This is a genomic window from Ancylobacter lacus, assembly GCF_018390635.1.
Taxonomy (GTDB): Bacteria; Pseudomonadota; Alphaproteobacteria; order Rhizobiales; family Xanthobacteraceae; genus Ancylobacter; species Ancylobacter lacus.
On sequence record NZ_JAHBGE010000044.1, the window covers coordinates 226,870 to 240,611 of the forward strand.

The 13,742-nt window shown below is 70.4% G+C and carries 7 protein-coding genes and 1 tRNA gene; 6 read left to right on the top strand and 2 right to left on the bottom strand.

Annotation, left to right across the window (positions count from 1 at the left end; translation table 11 throughout):
• The first annotated feature begins 1 nt into the window (after position 1).
• The 4 genes from KHC27_RS09955 to KHC27_RS09970 all read left to right on the top strand — a co-directional run bounded on the left by KHC27_RS09955 (position 2) and on the right by KHC27_RS09970 (position 6,318).
• Positions 2-1,441 (top strand): gamma-aminobutyraldehyde dehydrogenase, encoded by a 1,440-nt coding sequence (locus KHC27_RS09955; RefSeq protein ID WP_213338481.1) that lies wholly within the window; start codon positions 2-4, stop codon positions 1,439-1,441.
• A gap of 212 nt (positions 1,442-1,653) precedes the next feature.
• Positions 1,654-2,760 (top strand): efflux RND transporter periplasmic adaptor subunit, encoded by a 1,107-nt coding sequence (locus tag KHC27_RS09960; RefSeq protein WP_213338483.1) that lies wholly within the window; start codon positions 1,654-1,656, stop codon positions 2,758-2,760.
• Between the two features lie 124 nt (positions 2,761-2,884).
• Positions 2,885-6,013: an efflux RND transporter permease subunit gene (locus KHC27_RS09965; RefSeq protein ID WP_213338490.1), complete on the top strand. Its 3,129-nt coding sequence runs from the start codon at positions 2,885-2,887 to the stop codon at positions 6,011-6,013.
• Between the two features lie 231 nt (positions 6,014-6,244).
• A tRNA-Gly gene (locus KHC27_RS09970) sits at positions 6,245-6,318 on the top strand.
• A 291-nt stretch (positions 6,319-6,609) separates the two neighbouring features.
• Here the strand turns inward: KHC27_RS09970 and KHC27_RS09975 are convergent.
• Both KHC27_RS09975 and KHC27_RS09980 read right to left on the bottom strand, forming a co-directional pair.
• Positions 6,610-9,048, bottom strand: coding sequence for a YbcC family protein (locus KHC27_RS09975; RefSeq protein ID WP_213338492.1), 2,439 nt, complete (start codon positions 9,046-9,048; stop codon positions 6,610-6,612).
• A 25-nt stretch (positions 9,049-9,073) separates the two neighbouring features.
• Positions 9,074-10,645 carry a proton-conducting transporter transmembrane domain-containing protein gene (locus tag KHC27_RS09980; protein ID WP_213338494.1) on the bottom strand — a complete coding sequence of 524 codons (1,572 nt, stop codon included), beginning with the start codon at positions 10,643-10,645 and terminating at the stop codon, positions 9,074-9,076.
• Between the two features lie 106 nt (positions 10,646-10,751).
• Here KHC27_RS09980 and KHC27_RS09985 point away from each other — a divergent pair, with 106 nt between their 5' ends.
• Together KHC27_RS09985 and KHC27_RS22030 are read left to right on the top strand one after the other, a co-directional pair.
• Positions 10,752-11,642 (top strand): LysR family transcriptional regulator, encoded by an 891-nt coding sequence (locus tag KHC27_RS09985; protein WP_213338496.1) that lies wholly within the window; start codon positions 10,752-10,754, stop codon positions 11,640-11,642.
• A 92-nt stretch (positions 11,643-11,734) separates the two neighbouring features.
• Positions 11,735-13,675 carry an ABC transporter ATP-binding protein gene (locus KHC27_RS22030; RefSeq protein ID WP_213338498.1) on the top strand — a complete coding sequence of 647 codons (1,941 nt, stop codon included), beginning with the start codon at positions 11,735-11,737 and terminating at the stop codon, positions 13,673-13,675.
• Positions 13,676-13,742 lie beyond the last annotated feature (67 nt).

A 13,742-nucleotide genomic window follows, 5' to 3' on the forward strand; every position in this document is an offset into this window, starting at 1 on the left:
CATGTCCGCCGTGACCGATACCGAAATGCTCATCGGCTCCAGCTTCGTCGCCGGCACGGAGACGGCGGAGACGGTGCTGAACCCCCGCACCGAGGAAACCATCCTCGACCTGCCGGAGGCCTCGCCCGACCAGATCGACGCCGCGGTGAACGCCGCCGACGCCGCCTTCGCCGGCTGGTCGCGCACCACCCCGGCGGAGCGCTCGGCGCTGCTGCTGAAGCTCGCCGACCGCATCGAGCAGGAAGCCGAGGGCTTCGCCACGCTGGAGGCGCTGAACTGCGGCAAGCCCCGCCATGCCGTGCTGCGCGACGAGATTCCCGGCGTGGTGGACTGCTTCCGCTTCTTCGCCGGTGCGGTGCGCACCCAGCACGGCATGGTGGCGGGCGAGTATCTGGCCGGCCACACCTCGATGATCCGCCGCGACCCGGTGGGCGTGGTCGCCTCGATCGCGCCGTGGAACTACCCGCTGATGATGGCGGCGTGGAAGCTCGCCCCGGCGCTGGCCGGCGGCAACACCGTCGTCATCAAGCCCTCCGAGCAGACCCCGCTCACCCTGCTGAAGCTCGCCAGGATCATCGCCGAGATTTTCCCCGAGGGCGTGGTGAACGTGGTGGTGGGGCGCGGCGAGAGCGTCGGCAACGCGCTGATCCACCACCCCAAGGTGGCGATGATCTCGCTGACCGGTGACATCGCCACCGGCAAGAAGGTGCTGACCGCCGCCTCCAAGACGGTGAAGCGCACCCATCTCGAACTCGGCGGCAAGGCCCCGATCATCGTGTTCGACGACGCCGACCTCGCCGAGGTGGTCGAGGGCATCAAGCTGTTCGGCTACTACAATGCCGGGCAGGACTGCACCGCCGCCTGCCGGGTCTATGCCGCCGACCGCATCTATGACCGCTTCGTCGCCGACCTCGCTTCCGCCGTCTCGACGCTGAAGTTCAACCAGGCCGACGACAGCGAGAACGACATCGGCCCGCTCATCTCGGCGCGGCAGCGGGCGCGTGTCGCCTCCTTCGTCGAGCGCGCCACCGAGCAGAACCACATCGAGGTCGCCACCGGCGGCCACCTCGCCGCCGGCAAGGGCTTCTTCTACGAGCCGACCGTCGTGGCCGGCGCGCTGCAGAGCGACGAGATCGTGCGGCGCGAGGTGTTCGGCCCGGTGGTTTCCGTCACCCGCTTCTCCGAGGTCGAGGACGCGGTGGCCTGGGCCAATGACAGCGACTACGGGCTCGCCTCCTCGGTCTGGACCAAGGATGTCGGCAAGGGCATGGCGACGGCGGCGCGGCTGCGCTACGGCTGCACCTGGGTGAACTGCCATTTCATGCTGGTCAGCGAGATGCCCCATGGCGGGCTCAAGCAGTCCGGCTACGGCAAGGACCTCTCGGCCTATGCGCTGGAGGACTACACCGTGGTCCGTCACGTGATGGTGAAGAACGGCTGAGGCCGGCTTTCCGGGGGCGTCGCTTTGCGTCTGCCCCTTGGGAACCCCATGCTGCGGCGCGGCAAAAACGCCTTCGGCCGCGCCCGTCGGCCTCTGCGGCGCGGCAAAGCCGCGCCGTTGCATGACAAAGAATTAAGTTGGAAAGCGGCGTATCATCTGTTGTGACCGGACGGACGTAACGTCAGGACGCAACAGCGAAGGATTGCCGCCGCATGCGACGACGAATGCTGGTGCCTCTTCTGGTGATCGGGGTTCTGCTGGTGGGGGCGGGGGCCGCCCACCAGAAGGGCTGGATCGCCGCCGACATGCCGCTGCTGCGCGGGCAGGCGAAGGCGCAGACCGCGACGCCGGCGGCGGCGCAGAAGCTGCCGGTCGAGATTGCCACCGCCCGGCAGGCCAGCGCCACCACCGACATTCATTCCATCGGCACGCTGCAATCCGACGAGTCGGTGAAGGTGGCCGCCGAGGTTGCCGGCCGCATCGCCGACATCCGCTTCAAGGAAGGCCAGCAGGTGCAGTCCGGCGAGCTTCTGGTGAAGCTGGACGACGCGCTGGTGCGGGCCTCGCTGGACGAGATCGAGGCGCGGCTCGAGCTTGCCCGGGCCAATTACGAGCGGGCGCAGCGGCTGTCGCAGTCCGGCTCCGGCACGGCGCGGGCGCTCGACGAGGCGATTTCCGAGCGCAACACCGCCACCGCCCTCATCCAGACCCAGCAGGTCCAGCTTTCCAAGCACAGCATCGCCGCGCCTTTCGCCGGGGTGGTCGGGCTGCGCTCGCTGTCGGTGGGGGCCTATGTCACCGCCGGCACCGAGCTGGTGAATCTCGAGAAGATCGACGCGCTGAAGGTCGACTTCAAGGTGCCGGAAATCCACCTCGGCATGGTGTCGGTCGGCCAGTCGGTGGAGGTGACGGTGGATGCCTTTCCCGACCGGCGCTTCACCGGCACGGTCTATGCCATCGACCCCATGGTCGACGTCAATGGCCGCTCGCTCAATGTGCGGGCCCGGCTGCCCAACCCCGATCTGACGCTGCGGCCCGGCCTGTTCGTGCGGGTGACGCTGAAGGGGGAGGTGCCGCGCACCGCGCTGTTCGTGCCGGAGGCCGCGGTGGTGCCGCGCGGGCAGGAACGCTTCGTCTGGGTGATCGCCGACGGCAAGGCACAGGAGGCCAAGGTCACGCTCGGCGAGCGGCAGGCCGGGGAGGTCGAGATTCGCTCCGGGGTGAGGCCGGGGGCGACCGTGGTGGTGGCGGGGCAGGCCCGGCTGCGCTCCGGCGCGCCGGTGGAGGTGGTGGAGCCGCCCCCGCCGCCGCAGGGCTGAGGCGGGGGGCAAAGCCGCAGCCAGAGGCTGGGCGGCAAAGCCGCGGGGCTTAGGGACGGCGGCATCCCGGCCGCGGGACGGAGCGGGCAGGGCGGGCGCGAGGCAAGGACGAACGGCAGGACAGATGGGTATTTCCGAGCTTTGCATCCGCCGGCCGGTGTTCGCCACCGTGCTCAGCCTGCTCATGGTGCTGGTGGGCATCGTCTCTTATTCCCGTCTCACCGTGCGCGAATACCCCAATATCGACGAGCCGGTCGTCTCGGTGGTCACCACCTATACCGGCGCCTCCGCCAGCATCGTCGAGAGCCAGGTCACCCAGGTGCTGGAAGGCTCGATCGCCGGCATCGAAGGCATCGACGTGCTGGAATCCACCAGCCGCTCGGAATCGAGCCGCATCACCGTGCGGTTCCGCCTCGAAATCGACCCCGACACCGCCGCCAGCGACGTGCGCGACCGCGTCAGCCGGGTGCGCCAGCGCCTGCCGGACGAGATCGACGAGCCGGTCATCTCCAAGGTGGAGGCGGATTCCCAGCCGGTGGTGTTCGTCGTGTTCCGCTCCGACCGCATGAACGGGCTGGAGCTGACCGATTACATCGACCGCTACGTCGTCGACCGGTTAAAGAATCTCACCGGCGTCGCCGACGTGCAGATCTATGGCGAGCGCCGCTACGCCATGCGGGTGTGGATCGACCGCGAACGGCTCGCCGCCTACGCCCTCACCGTGCAGGACATCGAGGACGCGCTGCGGGCGCAGAATGTCGAGATCCCTTCCGGGCGCATCGAGAGCGTGGACCGCGAGTTCACCGTGCTCTCGCGCACCGCGCTCACCGGTGTCGACCAGTTCAACGCCATCGTGGTGAAGCGTGCCGGGGGCGCGCAGGTCCATCTCAGCGACGTCGCGCGGGTGGAGCTGGGCGCCGCGGACGAGCGCCGCGCCAGCCGCTTCCAGGGCGGCCAGGCGATCATCGTCGGCCTCATCAAGCAGGCGGTGGCGAACCCGCTGGACGTCTCGGCCGGCGCCCGCAACGTGCTGCCGGCCATCAATGCCAGCCTGCCCGAGGGCATGAGCGCGACCATCGGCCAGGACAATGCGGTCTTCATCGACCGCTCGATCCGGTCGGTCTACCAGACCATCGTCGAGGCGGTGGTGCTGGTGGTGCTGGTGATCCTCATTTTCCTGCGCTCGCTGCGGGCCTCGCTGATCCCGATCGTTACCATCCCGATCTCGCTGGTCACCACCTTCGCCATCATGTACGCGCTGGGCTTCAGCGTGAACACGCTGACGCTGCTCGCGCTGGTGCTGGCCATCGGCCTCGTGGTGGACGACGCCATCGTGGTGCTGGAGAACATCTTCCGCCACATCGAGCACGGCATGAAGCCGATCCCCGCCGCCATACGCGGGGCGCGGGAAATCGGCTTCGCGGTGGTCGCGATGACGCTGACGCTGGCGGCGGTCTATGCCCCCGTCGCCTTCGCCGCCGGCCGCACCGGGCGGCTCTTCACCGAATTCGCGCTGACGCTGGCGGGCGCGGTGCTGATCTCCGGCTTCGTCGCCCTCACCCTGACGCCGATGATGTGCTCGCGGCTGCTGAAGCACGAGAGCCGTCCCGGCCGGCTCTCCGCGGCCATCGAGCGCGGGCTGCGCGGGCTGGAGGGGGGCTATCGCCGGCTGCTGACCGCGACGCTGCGGGTGCGCCCGCTCGTGCTGGTGGTCGCCGCCGCGGTGGGCCTCGCCAGCGGCTACTTCCTCTCCATCCTGCCCTCGGAACTCTCTCCGGTGGAGGATCGCGGCATCATCCGGGTGAACGGCACCGCGCCGGAGGGCTCCACCCTCGGCTACACCTCGCGCTATTCCGCGCAGGTCGAGACCGTGCTGGACAAGTTCCCGGAGGTGGAAAGCGTCCTCATCATCAACGGCGTCCAGGAGGTGCACCGCTTCCTCGTCATCGGCCGGCTGAAGGACTGGTCGGAGCGGGCGCGCAGCCAGCAGAGCATGGTGGCGGGGGCCACCCCGGAGCTGCGCCGCATCGCCGGGGTCAACGCCTTCGCCAACAACCCGCCCTCGCTCGGCGCCTCCAACAATTCGCGTCCCATTGAGTTCGTGCTGCAGACCTCCGGCACCTATGAGCAGCTCGATGATTATGTGAAGCGCTTCACCGAGCGCATCCGCGACTTTCCCGGCCTCATCTCCATCGACAACGACCTGAAGCTGAACAAGCCGGAAATCTCGCTCTCCATCGACCGGGCCAAGGCGGCCGATCTCGGCATCGACATCGCCGTCGTGGGGCGGACGCTGGAAAGCCTGCTCGGCGGACGCCAGGTGACGCGCTTCGAGGTGGCCGGCGAGCAGTACGACGTCTATGTCCAGCTCAACGCCCGCGACCGCACCACGCCGCAGACGCTGGAGACCATCTTCCTGCGCTCCGCCTCCGGCCAGATGGTGCAGCTCTCCAATCTCGTCACCGTGCGCGAAACCGTGGCCCCGCAGGAGCTGAAGCGCTTCAACCAGCTTCGCTCCGCCACCATCTCCGCCAATCTCGCCCCCGGCACCTCGCAGGGCGAGGCGCTGGCCTTCCTCGACCAGGCCGCCCGCGACGTGCTGCCCGAGACGGTGCAGACCGACGTATCCGGCCAGAGCCGCGAGTTCCGCGCCGCCGGCCAGAGCCTCGCCGTGGTCTTCGTGCTGGCGCTGGGCTTCATCTATCTCGTGCTCGCCGCGCAGTTCGAGAGCTTCCGCGACCCGGTCATCATCATGCTCACCGTGCCGCTGTCGATGACCGGGGCGCTGGCGGCGCTGTATTTTGCCGGCGGCTCGTTGAACGTCTATTCGCAGATCGGGCTGGTGACGCTGGTCGGCCTCATCACCAAACACGGCATCCTCATCGTCGAGTTCGCCAACCAGCAGCAGGAACATGGGCTGGAGCGGCGGGCCGCGGTGGTGGAGGCAGCGGTGCTGCGGCTGCGGCCGATCCTCATGACCACCGGGGCCATGGTGCTGGGCGCGGTGCCGCTCGCCATTGCCCATGGCGCGGGCGCGGAGAGCCGCCAGCAGATCGGCTGGGTCATCGTGGGCGGCATGAGTCTGGGCACGCTGCTCACCCTGTTCGTGGTGCCGGCGGTCTATTCGCTGATGGGCCGAATCCACGCCGCGGGGCTGCCCGGGCTCCACGAGCCCGGCCGCCAGGAAGCCCATACGCCCGGCCCGCCCGGCGCGGGTGCCGGCGGCGCGGGCCATCCCGCTCCGGCCGAATGAGGCCCCGGCGCGCGCGGAGCCCGGCCGGTAGCCGTCGGGACCGGCGTCTTGCCGCCGCCCGATCCTCGGGGCGAAGCAGGGGCTTCGGCGCGCCGCCGCTGACGGCGCGCGGGCCGGGCGAACGCCTCCCGGCGCGGCCATGCCGGCGCGCCGGCCGCCGTTTTCCCTGTTCGCGACCGGCAAACAGGGCTTGAAGCCGGCCGGCGCCGCACCTAATGTGCGCCCTGCCGAGCGGGTGTAGTTCAATGGTAGAACGGCAGCTTCCCAAGCTGCATACGAGGGTTCGATTCCCTTCACCCGCTCCAGCCCATTCCCAGCTTTCCCAAGCAATCCAGAACGTTTTGGACGATCCTGAGGGGTCGAGCCGGCGGGCAATGCGGCACGGTCCTGCGACGCCGGCACGCATCGCCCGATGGGCCGGCCACGCCTGATCCTTCCGCGCATCCCGGCTCCGCCTTCCCTTCGCCGGAGCGCCGCGGCCGAGGCCATAGGCCCGTCGCTGAGTTGGCTTCTGGCGTTTGGGCGTTGCCGCGCCGGCGCAACGCTTGCGCCGGCGCGGTTCCTCTCAGGCGCGGCGGGATGAGCCCCGCCCGGCGTCACGCGAACGCCGGCAGCGGCGCCTTCCCGTTCCCGGCCGCCTCGCGGGCGGTGCTCTCCCAGCCTCCGTTGCCGGCGTAGCGCCACGCCATGCGGCCCTCTTCGTCGAGCGCGAACAGGTGGAGCCAGCGGTTTTCGAACAGCGCGCTAACCTCGGGGTGGCGCGCGAGGATGTCGGCAATCGCCGCGCGCGGGGCCTCGATGAGCACGGAAAGCCGCAGAGGTTCGTGCACCAGCCCTTCGCCGTCGTGCACCGATTGCCACGGCAGCCCCGTCCGCAGCACGCCGCCATTGCCCTCCACCACGCCGACCCCGCCGGTGACGTTGTGCAGCAGCTTGTTGCCCGCCCCGAAGACATCGGGCGCGACGGTCGAGCCGTAATACTGCAGGCTTATCCAGCTCGCGACGACGACCGGCGCCGTCAGGATCAGCTCCAGCACGCCGAAGCCCTCGTCGCGGCGCCAGTCATAGTCGTGGAGGAAGGCGCGCCCGGCGAGGTCGCGCCCGGCGGTGCGGGCACGCGGGGCCGCGACAAAGGCCTGACAGCCGGCCAGCGCCCATTCCGGCCGAAGCTCGGCCCAGTCGCGCGCCCGCCGCGCCACGTCCTGACCGGCCCCTGCGCGCGGCAGGCGCAGCGCCCGCTCGCCCCGGGCCAGAGCGCCGGCCGCGGCCAGCCAATGCCGCGCCCGCTCGAGATCGCCGGCATGGGAGGCCGAGGGATGATCTGCGGCGTAGAGGGTGACCTCGTCGGTCGTCGTGTCGTGCAGCGCCGCGAGGAAAAGCGTATCGGCGGGAATGGCGATGCCGTGCCCGGCGAGGCCGACCCGGACATCCGGATCGTTGAGCAGCGTGGCCAGCAGCCGCGCGTTCGCATCGCCGGGATAGCCGCCGCAGGCGCCGCAGTGCAGGGCGCTGGCATGGGGGTTGTTGACCACGCTGGCGCCGTGGCCGGCGAGCAGCACCAGCCGCGCAAAGCCCTCGGTGAGCGACATCGCCCTCAGCACGCGCGTCGCCATCGCCAGCCGGGCGGCGAGGTCGAGAGCGGCGGCCGGGCGCGGGGCGGGGTCGGCGGGCACCCCGTGCCGCGCCAGCGCCAGCCCGTCGCGCACGAGCTTGGCGGCATAGAGCGGGCCGGTGGCTTCCACGAAGGCGAAGGAGGAAATGGCCGCCAGCTTGAACCGGCCCCAGGCCCGCTTCGCCCGCGCTGCGACCCGCGCGGCGAGGTCCGCCCGCTCGCTGGCCGGCGTCGGCTCCCCGGAGCACGTGTAGACAGCCGGCGCCAGCAGCACCGGCAGGCGGGCCTCGACGACATCCGATGCAAAGCGGCGATGGCCGATGCCAAGGCCGAAGAATCCGGCAAATCCCAGCGTCGCGACGCCGGGATCAAGGCTTTCCAGCGCCCGGCGGAACACTTCCGAGCGCACGTCGATGCAGAAGGCCATCTGGAGCGCGGGACGGCCGGAGGGCACTTGGGGCGCGGACGGCCGCGCAAGGAGGGACTGGAGGCGCCGCTGCGCGGCCCGTTCCGCCGCCTCCTGAAGGATGGCGTCGACCACGTCCTCCCGGGTGGCGCCGACCGGCTCGGCATAGGCCGCGAGCGCCGCCCGCCACGGCGGCGCGAGGGCGGAGGCGTATTGGCGCAGCAGGGCCGCCTCCCAGCTCATGCGGATGGCGAGCAGGTCGGTGACCGACCCGTCGGTGGCCCCGGCCAGCTCCGCCTGCCAGAGCCGGTGGCGGGCGACCTGGCTCCAGCCGCCGAGGCTCATCAGCAGGCGGTGGAAATAGCTCTCCAGCGCGGCGCCGGGGATGCCGAGCCGGGAAACGCCGTCGACGAGCGCGTCCCCGGCATTGGCCGGCGCCTCCGCCACGCCCTGCGCGAACCCCGCGAGGCCGGCGATCTCCGGCGTCAGGTCGTGGGTCGCGACCGCCTGCCACGCCGCATAGGCGCTGCGCGCCCTTGCGTCGGCCCAGAGCGCCTGGCCCTGGTCGAAATAGCGCGCGGCCCAGTGGCCGACGCGCTCATTGACGATGCCGGGCCAGTCGATCCCGGAGACATCCCGCGCGAGGTCGGCGACGGTGGGGACGGCGCGCGGCGGGGTCGCTCCGGCGTGGAGCGCCTGCTTCAGGGCCGCGACCGTCTCCGGCCGCAGCGTCGCGGGGGCCGCATCGAAGGCGGCCTGCACATCCTCCTCGGCGATCTCGCCGGAACGCAGCTTCCCGGCATACCAGCTCCGCGGCATGGTCACCGCGACGCCGGCGACGCGGCGCAGCCGTGCCGCCGCGTTTGCCAGCGGCTCGCGCGTCTGGCCGAGGAAGGGGTTGACCGCCACGCTGGAGGCCAGCGGCCACAGCGGGGGAATGGCGCGGGCCGCGCGGTCGGCCGCCTCGAGGATGGCGGCAGGCGGCGGGGGCAGCGACGTCGACGGGGTCATCAGCATGGGTTTCGTCCTCGTTCGCGTCGGCTCACGAGGCCTTGCCGACCGCCCATCCGCCGAGCAGGCGGTCGAGCGTGGCGTTGACGTAGAGGCCATTGGACAGGTGAACCCGCAGCCCGGTCGCCGCGGGGTGCGAGGCCCAGAGCGGGAACAGCGCCTGCGCCACCGCCACCAGCCCAAAGCTCAGCACCGCGAGCGCCATCAGCGTCCATTCGAGGCGGCCCGGTGCCGGCGTCAGCGGCAGGATTCCCGCGGTCAGCCATTCAGCGGCGGACTGGAGCGCGAAGTAGCCCACGGCCGCGGCGCCGGCGTAGAGCGCCGTCCTGCGCGTCAGGGGCCGTGGCGCGGCATCGGCCAGCCCCTGCGCCAGGAGATAGGCGACGCCGAAGATCAGTATGGCGCCAAGGGCGAGGGCCTGGGGCGTCTTGTGGTGGAACCCGAAGGCGAAGCCGAACGCCCCGCCGATCCCGGCATACATCGCGAGCGCGATCAGGAAGGCCCGGCCGACCGCCGGCCCGTCCGGCACCGCGACCTGGCCGGGGCGGCGAAGGGCCGCCACCTGCTCGACCGCGCCGCCGGATGCCAGGAACGCATGGGCCTTGTAGAGCGAGTGGGCAACGATATGCAGCAGCGCCAGCGGGAACAGCGCGAGGCCGCATTGCAGCGTCATGAACCCCATCTGCGCCACGGTCGACCAGGCCAGCGAGGTCTTCACCGCCGGCTGCGTCAGCATGACGAGCGCGCCGAACAGCGCGGTGAAGCCGCCGACGATCGCCAGCGCCGCGAGAACGCCGGGGGCCAGCAGCATCACATCGGCGAACCGGATCAGCAGGAAGCCGCCGGCATTGATCACCCCGGCATGCAGCAGGGCCGAGACCGGCGTCGGTGCTTCCATGACCTCGGTGAGCCAGCCATGGGTGGGGAACTGCGCGGACTTCAGCACCGCGGCGAGCGCGAGCAGGGCGGCGGTAAAGGCGACCGGCCAGGAGGCATCGCCGGTCCGGGCGAGGGCGTCGATCGAGGCGATGTCGGTGGTGCCGAAGCCGATCCACATCAGGCCGGCCGCACCGGCGAGGGCGGCGGCACCGATCGCGGAGAACAACCGCTTCTTGCGCGCCGCGCGCCGCGCCGCCACGCGCTGGGGGTAGAACAGCAGCAGGCGGTGCAGCGCCGCGCTGGTGGCGATCCAGGCCCCGACAAGCTGGACGAGATTGCCGGCCTGAACGAGAAGGAGGACGGCGGCCAGCGCGGCGCACAGCCAGCCGGTGAAGGCACCCTGCCGGGCCTCGCCATCGAGATAGGTGCGGGTGTAGCGCGCGACGATCCAGCCGACGAACGCCACCAGCAGCAGCATCGTCGCGCTCACCGGGTCGAGCCGGGCCGACAGGCCGATGCCGCCCCAGCCGATCAACGCGCTGGTGCCGGCGCCGCGCAGGACGAGGAGCGCCAGCGCGGCGATGGCGATGAGCAGCGCACCGAAGGCGGCGGCTTCCGCCACGGCGGGCACCAGCGGCGGGCGTCGGCCGTTCCGCACGAAGCCGAAAAGCGCGGCGGCCAGCAGAAGCAGCGGTGCTGAAAGCGGGAGCAGATAGAGCGACACGGCAATTCCCTCGATCGGTGGCGGGCGTGATGGCCTCCGATACCGATCCGCAGGGCAGGATAAAAATGCATTGTCTGCGATATTTCGTTCGCTATTATCGAACGGTATGGCCTCGCTGAACTACAACCATCTGCGCTATTTCTGGGCGGTCGCGCACGACGGCAATCTCACTCGCACGGCGGAGCGGCTGAACCTCACCCAATCCGCCCTCTCGGTGCAGATCCGCAAGCTGGAGCAGCAGCTCGGCCACGCCCTGTTCGAGCGGCGGGGCCGGCAGCTCCATCTGACCGAAGCCGGGCAGATCGTTCTCGACCATGCCGACGCGATCTTTTCCACGGGCGAGGAAATGCTGGGCACGCTGCGGCAGACCGGCGCCGCCCGGCAGGCGCTGCGCGTCGGGTCGCTCGCCACGCTGTCGCGCAACTTCCAGATGGAGTTCCTGCGCCCGGTTCTTGGCCGCACGGACATCGATCTCATCCTCCGGTCGGGTGGCGCGGGCGAACTGCTGCGGGCGCTGGAGGTGCGCCATCTCGACCTCGTCTTGGTCAATCAGGCGCCGCCGGGCGACGCCCTGACCCCGTTCGTCACCCATCGTCTGGCCGAGCGGCCGGTGAGCCTGGTCGGGACGCCGGATCGGCTGGGGCATGCCGCGAGCCTTGCCGACCGCTTGCGGACACACCCCATCATCCTGCCGACCGTCGACAGCAGCGTCCGCAGCGGTTTCGACGCGCTGGCCGATCGCCTCGGCGTGCGGCCGCAGATCGTGGCGGAGGTGGAGGACATGGCGATGATGCGGCTTCTCGCCCGCGAGGATATCGGGCTGGCCGTTCTGCCCCCCATCGTGGTCAAGGACGAGATCGCCGCCGGCGTGCTGGTGGAAGGCGATCAGTTGCCCGGCATCGTGGAGAGCTTCCACGCCGTCACCATGGCGCGGCGCTTTCCCAACCCGCTGGTCCGGCTGCTCCTGCCACCGGGCGCCGGGGCGCGCGAAGCCTAGTCCGCCCCCGGCCATGCGGCGGCGCTCGCCGCCCCCGCTTCCACGACGCCCTCATCGTCCGGACAGGCAGCCGCCGCAGGGCGGCGTGCGGCGTGAAAGGCCGCAACAGCCCGCCGGCAAGGCTTGCTGTCACGCGCTGTCACGAGAGGGTGGCGCGGCAGGGATGTTCGAGGGCTGAGGCCCGTGGCGCGCGGCCTTCTGGCAGAGGGGCGATCGAGCCGATATGGTTCCGTCACGGCTCAAGAACCGGCCGACACGGCGCGCGAAACGGCACGATGCAGACATTCATCACGACAACAAATATACGCATGATATATGATGTCATTTCGTATTGTAACGCCGAAACAAAGCGCCGCATCTTTCCCCTGGTGTTCCTGATGTTTGCCGGGGCGATGGCTGAACTGATCTCCATAGGATCGGTCTTCCCATTCATCGCGGCGATGAACGACCCGGATCTGGTAATGCGGCAGCCGAACGTCGCGCCGCTCCTCGCCGCGCTCGGCATCACGACGCCGCACGGCGCCCTCCTGGCCGTCGCCGGCGTCTTCGCGCTGGCCGCGCTGGCCGCCGGCCTCGTGCGCATCCTGCTGGTCTGGAACATCCAGCGCTTCAGCCTGGATGTGACGCGCGACACCGTCGTCAACATCTATACGCGCCTTCTGTACCGCCCCTATGACGAGCATATCGCCCAGAACAGCTCGTCGGCGATCTCCCTTGTCGAGAAAGCCCAGGTCATCGCGCGGGACATGCTCATCCCCTTCCTGCAGGCGGTGACGGCGTCTGTGATCGCGGCCATCATCATTGCCGGTCTGTTCATGATCAACCCGATGGCCGCGCTGGTGGCGGGTGGCGTGTTCGGGTCGATCTACGGCCTGATCTTCACCGTCAGCCGCCGCATCCTCCTGCGCAACGGCGCGGTCATTTCGGCCGGCATGAACGCGCGCGTCCAGGCGCTGAACGAGGGCATCGGGGGCATTCGCGATGTCATCCTGCACCGCTCCCAGCCCTGGTTCATCGCCCGGTTCGGCGCCATCGACAGCGGCGTGCGCCGCGCGCAGGCGCAGACCAATCTCGTCCTCGCCGTTCCCCGCTTCGCGATGGAGGCGGTCGGGCTGGTGCTGGTCGCGGTCCTCGCGGTCTTCCTGTCCCTGACGGAGGGCGGGCTGACCGGCGTTCTGCCGCTGCTGGGGGCGCTGGCGCTCGGGGCGCAACGCCTGCTGCCCCTGCTGCAGCAGATCTATCACGGCTGTTCCCTCGGGGCGAGCAGCCGCGCGGTGCTGCAGGAGGTGCTGACCGTGCTGCGCCGGCCGGCGCGCCACCTCCCGCAGGAGGCCGGGGCGGTGGCGCCGCTCCCGTTCACGCGGTCGATCGAGGCCGTGGACCTCGTGTTCCGTTATCCCGGCAGCTCCCGGCCCACCTTGAAGGGCGTGAATTTCTGCGTTCCCAAGGGCGGCCGCGTCGGCATCGTCGGCAGGACCGGCAGCGGAAAGAGCACGCTGATCGATCTGATCCTCGGCTTGCTATCGCCGACGGCCGGGACCCTCAGCATCGACGGCGTGCCGCTGACGGAGGCGACCTGCCGGGCCTGGCAGGAACAGCTGGCCCACGTCCCCCAGTCGGTGTTCCTGTCGGACGGCACCATAGCCGATAACATCGCCTTCGGCATCCCGGCCGCCGAGATCGACCAGGCGCGGCTCCTGACGGCCGTCCGGCAGGCCGCGCTCCACGACGTCGTGGAATCGCTGCCGGAGGGGCTCGCCACCCGCGTCGGCGAGCGTGGCGTCCGCCTGTCCGGTGGCCAGCGGCAGCGCATCGGCATCGCCCGGGCGCTGTATCGCCGGGCGCAGGTGCTCGTGCTGGATGAGGCGACCAGCGCCCTCGACAACGAGACGGAAGACCTCGTGATGAACGCGATCAACATGATCGACAAGGACATCACCATCTTCATGATCGCGCATCGGCTGCGGACCATCGAGAAGTTCGATCTCGTCATGACGGTGGCGGACGGCGACGTGAACGTCGTCTCCCGCTGAACGGCGCGCCCCGGCCGGTCCCGGGCCCCGGATGTCGCCCGAGGCGACGTAGCGCCGACCGCGCGGC